The organism is Calothrix sp. CBUCES-K 9914 (genome assembly GCF_059640475.1).
The window spans coordinates 20,328-38,247 of the sequence record NZ_JBXXZH010000075.1; the positions used below are offsets into that span (position 1 = coordinate 20,328).

General features: G+C 40.4%; 12 protein-coding genes. 7 read left to right on the top strand and 5 right to left on the bottom strand.

Translation table 11 applies throughout. The features are described from left to right. The first annotated feature begins 430 nt into the window (after window positions 1-430). From AC2JBO_RS18145 to AC2JBO_RS18155, 3 genes are all read left to right on the top strand, one after another. On the top strand, window positions 431-2,959 hold the full coding sequence (locus AC2JBO_RS18145) for a mannose-1-phosphate guanyltransferase (RefSeq protein WP_496955050.1): 2,529 nt from the start codon (window positions 431-433) through the stop codon (window positions 2,957-2,959). 118 nt (window positions 2,960-3,077) lie between these two features. Further along, window positions 3,078-4,268, top strand: a complete 1,191-nt coding sequence (gene sat / locus AC2JBO_RS18150; protein ID WP_496955051.1) for a sulfate adenylyltransferase — start codon at window positions 3,078-3,080, stop codon at window positions 4,266-4,268. Window positions 4,269-4,422: 154 nt separating this feature from the next. Next, entirely contained in the window at window positions 4,423-6,528 is a 2,106-nt protein-coding gene (locus tag AC2JBO_RS18155) for a caspase family protein (RefSeq protein ID WP_496955061.1), read from the top strand. 75 nt (window positions 6,529-6,603) lie between these two features. On the opposite strand, the gene AC2JBO_RS18160 is transcribed toward AC2JBO_RS18155, so the two are convergent. Continuing rightward, the gene (locus AC2JBO_RS18160; protein WP_496955052.1) at window positions 6,604-7,476 is read right to left on the bottom strand and encodes an S-methyl-5'-thioadenosine phosphorylase; all 873 of its coding nucleotides are present in this window, start codon (window positions 7,474-7,476) and stop codon (window positions 6,604-6,606) included. Window positions 7,477-7,985: 509 nt separating this feature from the next. Here AC2JBO_RS18160 and AC2JBO_RS18165 point away from each other — a divergent pair. Next, window positions 7,986-9,926, top strand: a complete 1,941-nt coding sequence (locus AC2JBO_RS18165; RefSeq protein ID WP_496955053.1) for a putative bifunctional diguanylate cyclase/phosphodiesterase — start codon at window positions 7,986-7,988, stop codon at window positions 9,924-9,926. Here the strand turns inward: AC2JBO_RS18165 and AC2JBO_RS18170 are convergent. Then, the gene (locus AC2JBO_RS18170) at window positions 9,905-10,669 is read right to left on the bottom strand and encodes a pentapeptide repeat-containing protein (RefSeq protein ID WP_496955054.1); all 765 of its coding nucleotides are present in this window, start codon (window positions 10,667-10,669) and stop codon (window positions 9,905-9,907) included. The two genes, AC2JBO_RS18165 and AC2JBO_RS18170, sit on opposite strands and share 22 nt — an antisense overlap. Before the next feature lie 115 nt (window positions 10,670-10,784). Next, window positions 10,785-11,423: a beta-carboxysome protein CcmP gene (gene ccmP / locus AC2JBO_RS18175; RefSeq protein WP_496955055.1), complete on the bottom strand. Its 639-nt coding sequence runs from the start codon at window positions 11,421-11,423 to the stop codon at window positions 10,785-10,787. Between the two features lie 156 nt (window positions 11,424-11,579). Here ccmP and AC2JBO_RS18180 point away from each other — a divergent pair, with 156 nt between their 5' ends. Next, complete coding sequence (locus tag AC2JBO_RS18180) at window positions 11,580-13,046, top strand: AAA family ATPase (RefSeq protein ID WP_496955056.1); 1,467 nt, start codon at window positions 11,580-11,582, stop codon at window positions 13,044-13,046. A gap of 105 nt (window positions 13,047-13,151) precedes the next feature. Here AC2JBO_RS18180 and AC2JBO_RS18185 read toward each other — a convergent pair whose 3' ends face one another. Continuing rightward, the gene (locus AC2JBO_RS18185; protein WP_496955057.1) at window positions 13,152-14,870 is read right to left on the bottom strand and encodes a serine/threonine protein kinase; all 1,719 of its coding nucleotides are present in this window, start codon (window positions 14,868-14,870) and stop codon (window positions 13,152-13,154) included. A 331-nt stretch (window positions 14,871-15,201) separates the two neighbouring features. Here AC2JBO_RS18185 and AC2JBO_RS18190 point away from each other — a divergent pair, with 331 nt between their 5' ends. Further along, entirely contained in the window at window positions 15,202-16,467 is a 1,266-nt protein-coding gene (locus AC2JBO_RS18190; RefSeq protein WP_496955058.1) for a Pvc16 family protein, read from the top strand. Window positions 16,468-16,526: 59 nt separating this feature from the next. Here the strand turns inward: AC2JBO_RS18190 and AC2JBO_RS18195 are convergent, their stop codons facing one another. Further along, window positions 16,527-17,303, bottom strand: a complete 777-nt coding sequence (locus AC2JBO_RS18195) for an eCIS core domain-containing protein (protein ID WP_496955059.1) — start codon at window positions 17,301-17,303, stop codon at window positions 16,527-16,529. Between the two features lie 285 nt (window positions 17,304-17,588). On the opposite strand from AC2JBO_RS18195, the gene AC2JBO_RS18200 reads away from it, so the two are divergent. Next, window positions 17,589-17,920 (top strand): hypothetical protein (locus AC2JBO_RS18200; RefSeq protein WP_496955060.1); only part of this gene is annotated, 332 nt, incomplete at its 3' end.

A 17,920-nucleotide genomic window follows, 5' to 3' on the forward strand; every position in this document is an offset into this window, starting at 1 on the left:
CAAACACTACTGGTTAAATCTAAGCTAAGTATTTCTATATTTATATTGACATTTAAATTACAAGCACAACAAATGTAAAGTGCGTTACTTTTGTAACACCCTTATCAATTTCCGTGGTATCTCTATCAAACAATCGATTATATACCAGTTTAATCTAACCGCCCTCCCAATAGCCAGTTACTTTTTATATACCTTAACTACAACGTGTACTGGCGCCCATTCCAGATATATTGGACAACAAGCTTCTTGATTTTCTCTTCAAAAACAAGCTAGTGTTTCGGTTAGCTCTAATCAATCGTTCGACTAACTGCCACCGCCGAAAGTTCCTAAAACATGAACATTCGTAGGACACTATAGATAGTTGGTGATTTGACTATCTACAAGAGTCTAAAGGTGCAGCATCAGTCGTGCAGATAACTAAGGAGGATTTATGCGTGCAGTATTAATGGCAGGAGGTTCAGGGACGCGGCTTCGTCCCCTCACTTGCGATCTGCCTAAACCAATGGTGCCAATTCTAAATCGTCCCATTGCCGAACACATCATCAATCTTCTCAAACGGCATAATATTAACGAAGTCATTGCGACTTTGCATTACCTTCCCGATGCATTGCGCGATTATTTCCAAGACGGTGCCGATTTTGGTGTACAAATGACCTATGCTGTCGAAGAAGACCAGCCTTTAGGTACGGCGGGCTGCGTCAAAAACATTGCCGAGCTTCTTGATGAAACTTTTTTAGTAATTAGCGGTGATAGTATAACAGATTTTGACCTGACTGCAGCAATCGAATTTCACAAGCAGCAAAAGTCAAAGGCAACTTTGATTTTGACGCGTGTCCCAAACCCAATCGAATTTGGTGTTGTAATTACCGACAAAGATGGTCGAATTAACCGATTTTTAGAAAAACCCTCGACGAGCGAAATTTTCTCTGATACCGTTAATACTGGTACTTATATTCTAGAACCAGAAGTTTTAGATTATTTACCAGAAAACACAGAATCAGATTTCTCTTCATTCCTATTCCCTTTACTTCTGGCGAAAAACGAACCAATGTATGGCTACGTAGCTAAAGGGTATTGGTGCGATGTCGGACACTTAGATGCTTACCGTGAGTCACAATACGATGCTCTCGAACGTAAAGTTAAGTTAGATGTAGCTTATAATGAAGTCTCACCTGGGTTATGGGTTGGTCAAAATACTTACATTGACTCGACCGCACAAATTGAACCTCCTGTAGTCATTGGCGATAACTGCCGTATTGGCGCCCGCGTCCAAATTGAACCTGGTTCAGTAATTGGTGATAACGTTACAATCGGTGCCGATGCTAACCTGAAGCGTCCAATTGTTTGGAACGGAGCAATACTAGGTGATGAATGTCACTTAAGTGCCTGCGTAATATCACGTGGAACACGAGTAGACCGCCGAGCGCATGTACTCGAAGGAGCGGTTGTTGGTTCACTATCGACTGTTGGGGAAGAGGCACAAATTAGCCCGTTTGTAAGAGTTTGGCCGAGCAAAAAGATTGAATCAGGCGCCACCCTAAACATTAATTTAATTTGGGGCAACACTGCACAGCGCAATTTATTCGGACAGCGGGGAGTTCAAGGATTAGCAAACATCGATATAACCCCCGAATTTGCTGTAAAGCTAGGTGCAGCATACGGTTCAACCCTTAAACCTGGTTCCAAAGTTACAGTATCTCGTGACCAACGTAATATTTCACGCATGGTAACACGGTCGTTAATCGCGGGTTTAATGTCGGTAGGTGTCGATATTCAAAACTTCGATGCAACTGCTATCCCTATCGCGCGCACCGTTATCCCCACAATGGGTGTGCAGGGTGGTATTCACGTGCGCGTACACCCCGACCGTGCCGACTATATACTTATCGAATTTATGGATAGCAAAGGTATCAACCTTTCTAAACCCAAAGAAAAGAAAATCGAAGGAGCATTCTTTAAAGAAGATATGCGACGTGCCCTAGTTCACGAAGTTGGTGATGTCGCATACCCTAGCCAAGTTTCTGATATCTACTGCATGGCTTTTGAAAAATTTCTACATATCGACACAATTCGTAACAGTCGCGCCAAAGTCGTAATTGACTACGTTTACGCGGTGTCGGGTGCAGTACTACCACAAATGCTCGACCAATTTGGCGCCGATGTCGTAGTGTTAAACGCGAGTTTGAATAAAAACGCCATGTCAGCGACAAACCGCGAGACTTTACTAACGCAGTTAGGGCACGTCGTTGAAGCATTAAAAGCTAACTTCGGCATCCAAGTATCAGCAAACGGTGAACAGCTAATTTTAGTCGATGAGTCAGGAATGCCTATTCGCGGTGAAATACTAACCGCGTTAATGGTAGATATGGTCTTAACGTCACATCCTAGGGGTACTGTAGTTGTACCCGTTCATGCCTCAAGTGCGGTTGAACAAATCGCTCGGCGCCACGACGGTAAAGTTATTCGTACTAAAGCTAACCCTACCGCCTTAATGGAAGCATGTCACAAAAACCCAAATGTCGTATTAGGTGGTAGTGGTGATACAGGCTTCATTTTCCCAGAACTGCATCCCGGTTTCGATGCCATGTTCTGCATCGCCAAATTAATCGAAATGCTGACTATTCAAGAACGTTCCTTAGCCTCAGTACGTTCAGAACTACCCCGCGTTATCCACAAAACCTATACAGTTCGTTGTCCTTGGACTGTAAAAGGCGCCTTAATGCGGTATCTCGTCGAAACCCACCCAGCACAAAACCTAGAACTCATAGACGGCGTAAAAATCTGTCAGCCTTACGATGATAGCTGGATACTAGTACTACCTGATGCCAGTGAACCTTTAGTGCATTTGTATATTAATAGCAATGACCGTGAATGGGTAGATAGCACCCTCAGAGACTATCGTGCGCGCGTGCAAATGTTTATTGAGACAGAAGAGGAAGCTGTAGTCGCAGAAGTTTAGTGAGTTGTTAGTGTCAGATTCCCGACTTCTTGAAGGAAGTCGGGAATCTTAGCAACCAAAATGATAAGTTATTAAATAAATGTAAAAAGTCGTATTACATAGCAAAGAAGGGATCAAGTTGAGTAACCAGAAACAAGCCATTGCCCCCCACGGTGGGGAGTTGGTTAACCGCATCGCCACTCCTGCACAAAAAGAAGAATTTCTCTCAAAAGCTGATTACTTGCCGCGAGTCCAACTCGACGCGCGTGCTGTATCTGACTTGGAAATGATTGCTATTGGCGGTTTTAGCCCTCTGACTGGATTTTTAAACCAAGCTGACTATAACAGTGTTGTTGATTCAATGCGCCTTGAAGCAGGAACCGCTTGGTCAATCCCCATAACATTATCAGTATCCGAAGATGTCGCGGCGCCACTAACTGAAGGTAGCTATATTCGTTTGGATAACTCCGAAGGTGAGTATATTGGTGTATTACTGTTAACAGAAAAGTATACTTATAACAAAGAACGCGAAGCAATTAGAGTCTACCGTACAGACGATGAAAAGCACCCAGGCGTTAAAGTTTTATACAGCCAAGGTTCAATACATTTAGCGGGAGATGTGTGGCTTTTAGAACGTCAACCCCATCCATTATTTCCCAAATATCAAATTGACCCAGTCGCATCACGTCAAATGTTCATAGAAAAAGGCTGGCGAACTATCGTTGGTTTCCAAACTCGTAACCCCATCCACCGCGCGCACGAGTACATTCAAAAGTGCGCGATGGAAACCGTTGATGGCTTGTTTCTACACCCACTCGTCGGAGCAACAAAAGAGGATGATATCCCTGCTGACGTGCGGATGCGTTGCTACGAGATTTTACTCGAAAACCACTACCCTAAAGACCGGGTAATTTTAGCGATTAATCCAGCAGCAATGAGATATGCTGGACCTCGTGAGGCAATTTTCCACGCCTTAGTTCGCAAAAATTATGGTTGTACGCACTTTATTGTTGGACGTGACCACGCTGGAGTTGGTGACTACTACGGTACTTACGACGCTCAATATATCTTTGACGAGTTCAAACCAAAAGAACTAGGCATTACGCCAATGATGTTTGAACACGCTTTCTACTGTTTACGTACCAAACAGATGGCAACAACCAAAACCAGTCCTAGCACTCCCAGTGAGCGAGTTCACCTATCTGGTACAAAAGTTCGGGAAATGCTACGTCGTGGAGAACTACCACCACCAGAATTTTCCCGTCCCGAAGTTGCCGCTGAACTCGCGCGCGCGATGCAAGTTCCGATAAATGTTCCGATAAATGTTTAAAGGCAAAAGGGGAAAGGATTATTCTTTACTCCTTACCCCTTCCTCCACAATACAGTATTTATCTTTAAAAAACAGTATTAGTTGAAGCTTTACAATCTGGATTTTAGCCCTTTAATCTGTAAGCTGATATAAATAGGGGCTGAGGTGTCGAATGATGAAACGTCGGACTTTTTTGCAGCGTATTGGCGGCATACTCGCTGTACTAGGTATAACTGAAGCTGAATGGCTAAGTTTAGGAAACAGTTATTATCAAGCTTTGGCTCTACCCAGTGTACGTAAGTTTGCTCTACTTGTAGGCATTAATAACTACTCTGATTTTCCTAGCTTAAATGGTTGTTTGACTGATGTACAACTGCAAAAAGAACTTTTAATTTATCGCTTTGGCTTCCAACCGTCGGATGTTTTATGTTTAACTGATGAACAAGCTACTAGAGATGCAATTGAAAAAGTTTTAAATGAATCTTTAGCTAATCAAGTTCAGCCAGGTGATGTAGTATTTTTTCACTTCAGCGGTTACGGTGGTTTCCTCAAGTCAGAAAAAGCACTAATACCATTTGACCGAAATTATTTATTAGAAGAAACACTGCAATTAATGCTACGCGCGCTCAATACCGAAAACGTAATTGCAGTACTTGATACAAGTTATAATGCTAATCATACTAAAAATTGTGGTTTAAAAATTCGCGCTACAGAACCACAGGATATTAAGATTACTGACAATGAATTAGAATTTAAAAAACAACTTAAAAGTCAAATAAATAACACACCACTTGTTGTGGTACTATCTGCAACATCAAACCTGAATGACTCAGCCAGAGAATTACAGCTATCAGGATTTAGCGCTGGATTGTTTACTTATGCTTTAACACAATACCTTTGGGAAAATCCTTCTTACACAAGATTACAAGCTGGTATAACAAGAGTAACTTCTATCATACAACAACTGGGTAGTAATCAACAGCCAACTTTATTAAATGGCAAAAAAAATCAGCAGCTAACTACATTTGAAAGTAATTTTGGCGCCACCAATGATGTGACTTTAACTGGCGCCGAGGGTGCTATAACTTCATTAGAAGAAGATGGCAAAACAGCACTGCTTTGGTTGGGTGGTGTACTACCTCATGTATTGGAAAATTTAGGCGCCAATTCCAGATTCACTATTAGCTCCAACTCCGAGAATGATTTAAACTTAGATTTAAACTTAGTTATACGCTCGCGTTCTGGGTTAACAGCAAAAGCTTCGCTTCGTAATACAGATACCGCAACTACTTTACAAGTTGGACAATTAATTCAAGAAGTTGTGCGTGTTATACCTCGAAATATTAAACTTAGCATTGGACTCGACAAGTTAGAACGTATCGAACGTGTTGATGCAACTAGCGCTTTCGCTACACTTAACCATATTTCCGGAACAGTCGCAGGAGAACAACCCGCAGATTACATATTTGGTAAACTACTAAACAAAACCCAAGAAACTGTACCTATCATGGTATCATCTAGCCGTTATGGCTTGTTTACCCTTAGTGGCGAGTTAATTACAAATACAGCAGGTGAAGTTGGAGAAGCTGTTAAAGTCGCGCTTCAAAGACTGGCGCCAAAATTGCAAACTCTACTTGCTGCTAAATTATGGCGTCTTACCGAAAACGAAGCTTCATCCCTGCTTAGAGTAAAAGTTACACTCTCTTCAATAGACGGCGCCACCCAACAACCTATAATAGTCAGGGAAACTTTACGAAGACAAATTAATACTCCTTTAAAAACTCAAAGTGTAGAAATTAATAGTGTATCTATAGGAAACCGTATTCAATATCAAGTTGAAAATAAATCGAATCAAACGCTTTATCTAATGCTGTTAGGGTTAGATAGTAATAAAAATGCCTTTGGACTATACGCTTGGGAAAACTCCACCTCATCTCAACCCTCACTCCAAAATATTACTATCGAACCTGGCGCCACCACTACCATTCCCCAAACTAACCCTGGTTTTGAATGGATAATACAAGGACTCAAGGATTTTTGGGAAGTGCAGCTAATTTTAAGTACGGCGCCTTTTACTCAAACTCTTGCTGCACTAGCTGCAACAAAAATAGCAAGAGCGGAACTACAGCGTATAGTAAATGTGTCTAACCCTAACGAAGTTGCTGTTGCGCTTTTGCAGGATTTACATGATGCTAGTAAGGAGAAAAAGGATACGTCGGATACTTACGTGTGGAATGTTAATAATTGGGCTAGCTTTGGTTTTTCTTTTCAAGCAAAATGAGAAAACCTCTTCGTAATAATCGCGAAGAGCGATTTCTTTATTTAAGCACCGGTTGTGAAAGTACTGAAGTGCTTACTACAAATACTTCTTTAAGATTGCTTCTAGCTTTTGCTTTGTCGCATCCGGCACCTTGTCCAACCTCGTCAAAATTGCATACTTTAACGCCGAATGTGCTTCTGATACTGGCGCCGACTCCGAAAGGCGCCTCACTGCTTCTTGAATCACTTTCTGTGCATTTACGGCATTTTTATGCAAATTTGCTACTACCATCTCCACAGTTACACTGTCATGGTCAGGATGCCAACAATCGTAGTCTGTAACTAATGCCATTGTCGCATACGCAATCTCCGCTTCACGCGCAAGTTTCGCTTCCTGTAAATTCGTCATTCCAATTACTGTGGCGCCCCAACTACGATAAAGATTAGATTCTGCTGCAGTTGAAAATGCTGGACCTTCCATACAAACATAAGTACCACCAGAATGTAAATTAACATCAGGTAAATTTAATGCAGCAATCGAATCCCTAAGTATCTTCGCTAAATTCTTACAAATTGGGTCTCCAAATGTAATGTGCGCGACTATTCCCTCACCAAAAAATGTTGATATCCGATTTCGTGTCCGGTCGATGAACTGGTCTGGAACCACCATATCTAAAGGTTTGACTTCTTCCTTTAACGAACCTACCGCACTCGCTGAAATTATATACTCAACACCTAGCTTCTTCATCGCGTAGATGTTGGCACGGAATGGTAACTCTGTTGGCAACAATGTATGCTCACGACCGTGACGCGCGAGAAATACCACTTGTTGACCATTCAGTTTTCCTAAAATTAATGCGTCTGATGGCGAACCAAAGGGTGTATCTACCTGCACTTCCTTAACATTTTGAAGTGCATCCATTTTGTATAACCCACTACCACCAATAATCCCAATTTTTGCTTCAGTCATGTTTTTACCCACTTTGCACGGCGAATTGCTTCAGTCAAGTATTGTAGCGCTCAATGCCGATAACACACCGAATACACCTAAGATTATTCTTGCTTATTCTTCATCATTTTTTTATAACAGCAGTTGTTAAGTAAAAATTAATCAATTGTCGGTAATTGATACCACGTTTTTTAGAGTATACAATTACTCTAGACAGTAATACTCGTATAGCTATAGCTAAGTTACGCGAATTGGCACCTGTACTCATTAAGTAATTTCTACCTATACAGATGTATAAGTTTTTGTTAGTCTCATGTTAGTGTTAATGAAAAAGGTATATTGTTTGCTTGAACCTTCATTCACTCTAGCCCTTACTATGAATCACTCAATCATATTAACCAAAATACTTATGGGAACAGTTCCATGATTCGCAGATACTTTGGTTACATAACCAAAAAATGACTTAAAACGCACGCGAATATCAAAAAACACTAAGTTTTACTAATGTTTCACCTATAATAGCGGCTACAATGATGTGGTTAATCGTTGGTTTACTTACTAACTTAAAAGCAAAAATAGTCTCGCTCTTGTTTTCGTCTTCGGTGTTGCCAAAGTCGAAAAGTTTGTATCAAGACTATAATAGAGTGAATAGTTATACTGTCACGAATCATCAAGATTGCGATAAAGATACTACTTCGCCCTTAACAAAGGTTCATGAATTAGATGATGATCATTTTAATCAAATTCAAATCGAACTAGAAAAATCGCGTTCGCTGCACCAAGCAACGTTGGAATCAACCGCAGATGGTATTTTAGTTATCGATAATCAAGGAAAAATTACAGGGTTCAATCAAAAATTCGTCCAAATGTGGGGAATTCCCGAAAGTCTTCTTACTTTTGGTTTTGATAGACAAGCTTTAAAAATAGCACTTAGTCAGTTGAAATACCCGAAAGATTATATTGCGACAATTCGAGAATTACACGTGCGTCCAGATGCACAGATTTATGATGCTGTTGCTTTTAAAGACGGTAGAATTTTAGAGCGCTACTCACAACCTCAACAGGTAGGTGGCAAAATTGTCGGGAGAGTATGGAGTTTCCGCGATATTACTGCACAGAAAAAAGCAGAAGCGAAAGTTCACCATCAATCGCTGCACGATTTATTAACTGACTTACCAAATCGGGTATTATTTAATGAGTTATTAGCTTCGGCTTTGCAGCAAGCAAGCAACAACGAAGAAAAGCTAGCTGTATGTTTTTTAGATTTAGACCGTTTTAAAACAATTAACGATACACTAGGTCATGCAGTTGGCGACCAGTTACTTAAGAGTGTCACCCAACGATTAACACAGTGTTTACGCGAAGGTGATATTATCGCTCGCTGGGGGGGTGATGAGTTTACAATACTTTTACCCAAAATTCGTGATGTAAAAGATGCTGCTAATATACAAGAGCGGATACTCGCAGCGTTACAGCCAAGATTTGAGATAGAAAATCATCATTTACACATTAGCGCTAGTATTGGAACTGCACTTTATCCATTGCATGGAGAGGATGCAGAAACTTTAATTAAACATGCGGACGCTGCATTAAATCGTGCAAAAGCACAGGGTAGGAATAAATACCAATTTTATAATTCTGGAATTACGACACAAACAACAGAGCTATTTATACTGGAAAATAGTTTGTATTATGCGCTTGAAAAGGAAGAATTTGCCGTTCATTATCAGCCCCAGGTTAATATTCTAACTGGTGAAATTACAAAAATGGAAGCTTTGTTACGTTGGCAACATGGCGGGTTAGGTCTGATATCTCCAACAAAGTTTATTCCATTAGCTGAAGAAACAGGGCAAATTGTTCCGATTGGAGAATGGGTACTTCGTAGTGCTTGCGCTCAAACCAAACATTGGCAACAAGCTTTAGCTGTACCATCCCTGTCTATCTCGGTAAATTTATCTGCACGTCAATTTCAGCAGCCAAATTTAGTTGATATGGTGCAGCAAATACTATTAGAAACTCAACTGGCGCCAGAATGTTTGGAATTAGAAATAACCGAAGGAATAGCGATGCAAAATATGGACTTGACAAAAGACATATTACATGACTTGCACCAAATGGGTGTATCTATATCCATTGATGATTTTGGTACAGGATATTGCTCGCTTGCGTATCTGAAAAATTTTCCCATACATACTTTAAAAATCGATAAGTCTTTTGTGCGTGATTTAGCTACCAATAATCATGATGCTGCCATTACAACAGCAATAATTGCTTTGGCACATGGGTTGAATATGAATGTAGTTGCTGAAGGTGTAGAAACTGAAGAACAGCGAAGATTACTACAGATTCTTGACTGTAAAATCATGCAAGGTTTTTTGTTTAGTCGTGCGATTTCAGCAGCAGATGCAACTAAATTACTACTTAATTCCAAATCGAAAAAATTTATTACTCATCCTTTTTTAGTAGCATAGTCATATTCACCCTCCCAATTATCGACAGATTTTATTTGTTGAATAGATAAATTTATTATTCCTTTCAGATTCGCACCTTTAAGATTTGCACCAGTTAAATTAGCGAGTGAAATATTAACTCCTCTCAAGTTGGCGCCACTTAGGTTAGCGTTTTCAAGGTTTGCTCCCGTAAAATTAGCTCCAGTTAAATTTGTATGTCTAAGGTCAACACTATTTAAATTTGCACTTGCAAAATTTGCGCGCGACAGAAAAGCATGACTAAGATGAGCATTTTGAAGATTCGCTTGATAAAAATTAGCTTGATAAAAATACGCACCTATTGCTTCAGCTTCATCAAGATTTACCTCACTCAAATCTGCCGATATTAAATTTGCTGTAATCAGATTGGCATTCCTCAGATTAGCTCGTTTCAAATTTGCCTCACTCATATCAGCATCCCTCAAGTTAGCGCTTTGTAAATTAGCTGCAATCAAATTTACACCTAACATTAAAGCACTTCTCAAATTTGCATTCCTCAAGTCGGCGCCAATCAAATTCGCATAGCTCAAATTTGAATCAGCAAGTTCGGCACCACTCAAATTGGCAATACTAAAATTAGCAGTACTCAAATTCGTATCAATCAACTTGACGAACGATAAATCAGCACTACTAAAATCAGGTTCAACATCAGGATTTTGCTGTCTCCACTTTTTCCAGTTAAATGCACCTGCTCTCATCACAGCTAGATGCTCAAAATTTGCCATAATTCAAAATCCTAACTCGTAAGGTGCATGACGCCATTGGATGCTAGCTTCGTTTAGAAATTATTGTAGCGTCACGCACCCTACCTCTTGTAGAGACGCGATGTTCCTCGCGTCTCTACTCTTGTCGTCCTGCAAGAGGAGACCTACCGGCAACACTTTCTATCGCAGCTTTGGCGCCAGCTGCTCCTGCTAGAATATCGCGTTCTTGGCCTCCTAAGTAAAGGCGCCCAAAACTACCAACAGCTTGCACTTCAAGAATATTGATCGAAGCAGCTTTTTCAGCTTCGTTCGCAGCAAGTGCAGCATAAGCAGCAGGTTCAACCTCAAGAACATATAGCGTTTCCCCCGCAAGTAACAACTGTCCCCTACGAGTACGGTTAATTAGCTGTGTTTGGTAAGCATCTATATTGCGAATAATCTGACTCGACACTACACGCGGTTTGATACATTCCTCACGCTTCACTCCTAAAAATGCCAAAATTGCTTGACCAGCAGCGCGCGTTTCACCCTGCGAACCCGAATGAACTTCAAGTAAACCATATAACCGTTCGACAACTTGCACCCCTGGACGCACCGAAGCTGATTTTAAAGCAACATCGGTAATTCGATTGATTTCTATCCCTGGAGAGATTTCAATCCACAGCGATGTATCCCCTGGTAACGGCAAGAAACCTTGGGCAACTGTCCCAATATATGCTGCATGTTGCGGTTGCAAGTTGTCGAGAAATACAAAACTGCGTAATTCAATGCCCAAAGTGTTCTTCTCCGGTCGTAACGTTAATTAGAAGTTTTCCCAGAAACCGGGTTTCTCCAATGATATTCAACAACGGCGCCTCTTTTCCGAAAAATCTATATTAGGTAGTGTATTTACATATATGTTGTACGATGCTGCGCTTTTAGGTAAACCGCAATGCTGATTTTTGAGGAACACTTTCAAGACAACTGCCGTAATTGGGTGACACGCGATGCGGTTGACTGTAGTCTTGGGATTAAAACGAGTCATTATTCGTTTAACCACAAACGCGCTGGGGATGACACCTACTGGTTAAGCTGGAACTCGACGGAGTTTTTTTACGAGTTGACAAATTTCCAGATTCATCTTGTGTTAGAAAAGGTAGCTGGAGTTGACGGTAATGGGTATGGTTTTGTCTGGGGACTTTTAGACAGCAGCAACTTTTTCGAGTTTATTATCTCCGGAAACGGCTCATATCGTATCTCCCAGTGCAAAAATGGTACATTTGAACACCATACTAATTGGACACGCTGCACTTCGCTCCAATTAGGTAACGCTGTTAACCTAGTGGAAATAAAGAGAATAGGAGATTGGGTAGAGTTTTATATAAATAGTACCCTCGTTGAAACGTTTCCAACTTCCACAGTTATGGACGTGATAGGGAAAAGCTTTGGTTTTGTAATTCATGACAAAATTAACATCAAGGTTCACAGCTTGATGATCACAGCGCTTGAAACAGAGAAAGAAGTAAACGACACTGACAAAGATGTGAAAGACACAAAACCCGAAACCAAAGCAGCTTTCATTGAACACAAGGTGCCGGACAACGATACCCTAGAGCAAATAATCGTAGATTTGAAATCACTAGTTGGACACGAACGTACCAAGCAGCAGTTATTTTCCCTTGCTAATTTCCTCAAAGTCCAAACTGAACGTAAGCAACGAGGGTTAAAAACCGTCGATACCTCACTCCACCTCATGTTATACGGTCCACCCGGAACAGGTAAAACCACAATTGCCAGATTAATAGGACGCTTATACAAACAGTTAGGTTTTCTCGAACGTGGACATGTTATTGAAACCGACCGCGCGGGAATAGTTGGAGGATACATCGGTCAAACAGCACTACGTGTAGAGAGTGCCGTACAGCAAGCATTAGACGGTGTACTTTTCATTGATGAAGCACACGCCTTAGTGCCAGAAGATACACCTAATGACTTTGGCAAAGAAGCTTTACAGGTATTACTCAAACGTATGGAAGACAAACGCACGCGGTTAGCTGTAGTAGTAGCAGGTTATCCTACGGAAATGGAAAAGTTAATCGAGTCTAACCCAGGATTAAAATCGCGCGTCAACCGTTTATTTTACATCGACCACTACAACCCAAACGAATTGCTGGCAATTTTCAAAAAATTCTGTATAGAAAATGGTTATTCAATTGACTTATCAGCTTGTATAGTTCTGCAAAGAAGTTTTGAAATAGCTTACGAAAAACGCGACAAAAACTTTGGAAACGGACGCTTTGTTCGGACAATCTTTGAGCGCAGCATCGAACAGCAAGCAAACCGAATAGTCAACGAATTAGAAAAACTTGATAACTCTGACATTTCTCTCATTACAGGAGAAGATTTGCAACGGATATAACGGATGTAACGGATGGTTGATTTTAAATAACAAGTAGTCTGTGTCATTAATTCTGGTCGGCTCACGGCGTCCCGCCTGTACGTCCGGTCAGGCGGGACAGATATGCTACAACACACCAAAACTATTGACTAGAGAAACAGACCCACTTTTATTATTATCATTTTTAGGTCGGCTAACAACAAAGTAAGTAATAATAGCTAATATCAATGTTAATACACATGCAATACCAACAATCTTCAAGGTATTGGAAGAATTTTGAGGTTTTGGTTTGTCGTTTCTTGGTTGAAAAATTGTATCGTCCGGCGCCTTTTGTGGTAATTGATTACTAGCAGGTTTTGGTTGAAATAGTGTTTGATCAAGAGTTTGATTATTAGCAGCACGAGGAGGATGCTGCATAATTGTATTGTCTACAGGCTGTTGGTTGTTTGGATTCGTTCCAGGTCTAGGTTGAAATAAAGTTTTATCTGGTGGTGTTAGTTTGTTGCCACCATTGGGAACGCGCGGTTGGACAATAGTACCTTCTGGAGCAGCTGATGGTGTTGTCGGTGAAGGACTTGATGTCCGTTGCACTATTGTACCTTCAGGCGCCTCAGTTGCAGGTGGTTGAAACAGTTGAGTTACAGGTCGTTTATTTGGTTGATTTTGTGGTGGTTGTAAAGGTTTATTAATCGTTTCGTGGTTAGAACCAGCTTGGGACGGTGGTTGTAAAGGTTTATTGATAGTTTCTTGATTAGAACTAGGTTGGGAAAGTGGTTGTAAAGGTTTATCTACAGTCTCATTGTTAGATGCTTGAAGTGGTGTAGGAACAGTCTCGTCCTGAGAACCTCTTTGAGATTGCTGGGGTCTTGGCTGAACAATTGTTGTAGATTTTAAAGTACTAACATTGGTTATAGGTCTAATCGCTGCTTCCAACGCTTGAGAAAGTTCAGCGACTGAAGCAAAACGGTTACTTGGTTTCTTTTGGAGACATTTTATTACTACTGACTCCAACTCTAAAGGTAATTGCTCGCACCCAGGTTGCGCGCGTAACGGTCGAGGGGGTTCATAACTATGAGCAAGTAACCAAGAAGGTTCGCTGATATTATTACCTTTAATGTTCAAACCGAAAGGGTCAGCAGCACTGAGCATTTCGTAGAGAATGATGCCTAAACTATAGATATCGGCAGTAACGTCTATATTCTTATCGTTTTGAATTTGTTCGGGTGACGAATAGCGAAATGTACCAATAAATGTTTTAGTAAGATTTGTATTCTCAGAAGAATCATTATAAATTTTAGCGATACCAAAATCTAAAATTTTTACCCACTCACCGAAGTCAGTAGGAACTAAAAAAATATTATCAGGCTTCAAGTCGCGATGAATAACCTTGATGCGTTCTGTGGTCTTTCCATCACGTTGCATCACTACCCCTCGGTGTGCCAGCTCCAAACCCTTACACACCTGTGTTATAATTTTGACAGTGCGTTCAGGTGATAATCGTTTTTCGCGCATCAATAGTTGCCGTAGCGTTTGACCTCGTAGATACTCCATCACATAAAATGGATAACCCTCGGTCGTCACACCGCAGTCACTAATTTCAATAATATGGTCGCTTTGCAAAGCAGCACAAATTGAGATTTCTCGCTCAAAGCGTTTTCTCATCTCACCGGATGCGACCAACTTATCTTTAAGCAGTTTCAGCGCAACATCTTTACCAACGCGCGTATCAGTGGCAAGGAAAACATCACCCATACCACCTCCACCCAAGCGTTTATCCAAACGATAACGCTGGTTATCACCAATCAAGCGACCTATCCAAGAATTATTAGATGGTGGGGAATTCATCTAAAGAAACCAATCCTATTTTTTAATAAAGTGTTTAATTATAGAACCTTATTTAATCTCTTGTGGAACAGGCATCCCTGCCTGTCCTGTGCTTTAGCAATATATAGTAGTTTTATTCTCCATAATATAAACATACTTAACAAGAAAAATAATTACTTAATAATTCGGCAATAACCAACTGTCTTTTTTGACAATTCTACTTTAATATATTAATAGATCATTGACATTATACTTTTGTCTAAATCTTAAAAATAGCTTAATTTTATTTACTAAAAACAAGCATGAATGCTGTCAGTAATGAATAAATTTGGTAATGATATGAGGAAGTAGGATGAGTAATGCGCTCTCTATCGCCACAGTAACAGCAGTAATAAAAAACTTGCTAGAAAATGGTTTAGTCAGTGACGCGATAGCAGCTACAGTAGGTGACGTAGCGGTGACAGCGTTGCCACCAGATAAAATTGAAGTAGGAAGCGACGAACGCGCGCAAATCAACCTTTTTTTATATCATGTAACGCAAAACCGTAACGTTGACTGGATATCTCAGGACTTTCGCAGTCGTCACGGTGTTAGTAATGCACGCTCAACAAACCCACCGCTTGCTCTAGACTTACATTACGTACTAACAGCTTACGGCGCCAAAGATTTCCAAGCAGAAATTTTATTAGGTTATGCAATGCAATTGTTGCATAAATTACCAGTTATTGCAACTAACACGATTGAAACTGCGTTAAAGAACTCAGCAGAGACAAATACATCCGGCATATTTTCACAGGCTTTGGCAGGTATATCTGTATCAAATTTAGCAGCACAAATCGGGCAAATAAAACTTAGCCCAGAATTTTTGAACATGGAAGAAAATTCTCGAATTTGGTCTGCCCTGCAAACGAATTATCGACCTTCCGCTACTTATCAAGCGTCAATGGTTCTGATAGAGAGCGATAATATAGATAAATCTAAGGTTGATTCAGTACTATCTCATGAACCAAGTATTGAACAAGTAACGGCGCCGGGACAACCAGAAGAAAAAATTACTATAGGCAGTACACTATTAATTCGGGGTAAGCGACTGCGTAGTGATGTCACCAAAGTTCGACTAAGTAATATAGATAAATTATTTACACCTTTTGACGTTCAAGACACGCAAGTAAGTTTACAAGTACCTCCAAATTTACGCGCGGGTGTTCAAAGTGTGCAAATTGTACAAGAAGCGATGAAAAGCACACAAAATAATTCCCTAGAATCAAATGTAATGCCATTTGTGTTACATCCAAAGATTACAATTGCAGAGACGCGATTAATCGCGTCTCTACAGGATGTGGATTTACGTTCAGCCGAAATCATCATTAAATTTATGCCAAAGGTCGGTAAAGACCAAAGAATATCGATACTACTAAATCAAATATCAAATAAAGAGCCTGCAACATACTTTTACTTGGCGCCAGTACAAACAGAAGATACGGACAGTATTACAATACCTGTTAAAAATATTAAGCTTGGAGAGTATTTGGTGCGGGTAAAGGTAGATGGAGCGGAGAGTATATTATCTAAAAATCAAAGTGGGGAATATGACTCGCCGAGAATCACGGTTAAATAAGTAAATAAGTATTTTATTTAGTGGCGGGCAGGGATGCCCGCTCCACAAGACTACATGCCTTATTCCTGTTGACCGCCACCACCCATAAAGCTATCAGCAACACCACCTAACATACTGCCAGCAATTCCTCCAAGTGGACCAAGCATTCCACCAAGCATTCCACCAATTCCCGACATCATACCTCCGCCACCTTTATTTTGAACTGCTGGGATACTTCCTACTGGTGGAATAGTTTTGAAGCTACTAGTTGCCCCAGGAACTTGTACCTGCTCACCCTTCGCAGCTTTTGCTCCAATTTGGTCAGCTTCTGTTTCCAAGCTAGGGTCAGCATTAATAGGGGCGCCTTTACTTTGTGGTACAGAAACTCTTCCGGCTCTTTGTTGTACTACGTGAGTTAGTTCATGTCCTAACAGAGCTTGTCCAGAAGAACTTTGTGGGTTATATTGTCCAGGCGCAAAGTGAACATTACTGCCTTGAGTGAAAGCTAAGGCACCCATAGATTTTGCTTGAGGGCTGTCAGTATGAATATTAACATCGCCAAAACTTGTTCCAAAAGAGTTTTCCATCTTTGACTTAACCGGTGCAGGCATAGAACTGCGAGAAGCAGAGGATGAATTCTTACTAGTTTGGCTTTGTTTTGAAGATGGAGCAGACTCAGACTTCATTTGGCTGATACTATGACCAAAGCGTTTTGCCTGCTTCAATTGAGTATTTAAATCTGTTTGCTCATTCTCTGACTTGTGCTGCACAGCAAACCCACGACCTTCAAATTGATTATCTGAAGTTACAGTGTTTGTGGAACTAGACTTTTTCTGAAGAAGTTGTTGAGTACTCATTATTGTTTCTCAGTATAATAGTTAACAATTGTTTCCATTCCTAACGTGCGTAAAAATTGTCAGGAAACTTATTTATTTTTCAACGTACATGCTATTTATAATTGCAATACCCCAAATTATAACTCAAACAATTTATTGATTAGAAGCTCAAAAAATTAGACTTTAGTCTAGTTTTTCATATTGACATACCCAACTAAAGCTTAAACTTAGGAAAATGTAGGTTGGGTGCAACCCAACGGGAGCAGTCTCAAATTTTACCAAATTTAAACTAAAAAATATTGATATATGTATAACCGACTTTACCAGAACGAGCAAAATAAGAAAAAAACATTATCCTTTACCCCAGAAGAAGGAACGCTTCAACGGCGCCCGTTCACCATGCAATTAAAAACCTTATCACAGCAACCAGACTTAAAAACGTCTTTCAGTCGAGCAGAACGTTACGGTCATCACCTTGATACAATTCAGTGTGCAGGTCTTTCTAATGGGTTGCCAATACAAATGTCCGTAGATGAAGACGAGGAACTAACATCAGGTATAAACTTAGATACAAGCAAATTAAATAATAATCCAGTACTAAATAAAGTTTTGAGTATTGCTTCGTTAAAAAATTCTCA

What these genes read in the sequence shown, in the direction of transcription:
- AC2JBO_RS18145 (WP_496955050.1), top strand. Translation starts at nt 431, where the DNA reads ATGCGTGCAGTATTAATGGCAGGAGGTTCAGGGACGCGGCTTCGTCCC.
- AC2JBO_RS18155 (WP_496955061.1), top strand. Translation starts at nt 4,423, where the DNA reads ATGAAACGTCGGACTTTTTTGCAGCGTATTGGCGGCATACTCGCTGTA.
- AC2JBO_RS18160 (WP_496955052.1), bottom strand. Translation starts at nt 7,476, where the DNA reads ATGACTGAAGCAAAAATTGGGATTATTGGTGGTAGTGGGTTATACAAA.
- AC2JBO_RS18165 (WP_496955053.1), top strand. Translation starts at nt 7,986, where the DNA reads ATGATGTGGTTAATCGTTGGTTTACTTACTAACTTAAAAGCAAAAATA.
- AC2JBO_RS18170 (WP_496955054.1), bottom strand. Translation starts at nt 10,669, where the DNA reads ATGGCAAATTTTGAGCATCTAGCTGTGATGAGAGCAGGTGCATTTAAC.
- AC2JBO_RS18180 (WP_496955056.1), top strand. Translation starts at nt 11,580, where the DNA reads ATGCTGATTTTTGAGGAACACTTTCAAGACAACTGCCGTAATTGGGTG.
- AC2JBO_RS18185 (WP_496955057.1), bottom strand. Translation starts at nt 14,870, where the DNA reads ATGAATTCCCCACCATCTAATAATTCTTGGATAGGTCGCTTGATTGGT.
- AC2JBO_RS18190 (WP_496955058.1), top strand. Translation starts at nt 15,202, where the DNA reads ATGAGTAATGCGCTCTCTATCGCCACAGTAACAGCAGTAATAAAAAAC.
- AC2JBO_RS18195 (WP_496955059.1), bottom strand. Translation starts at nt 17,303, where the DNA reads ATGAGTACTCAACAACTTCTTCAGAAAAAGTCTAGTTCCACAAACACT.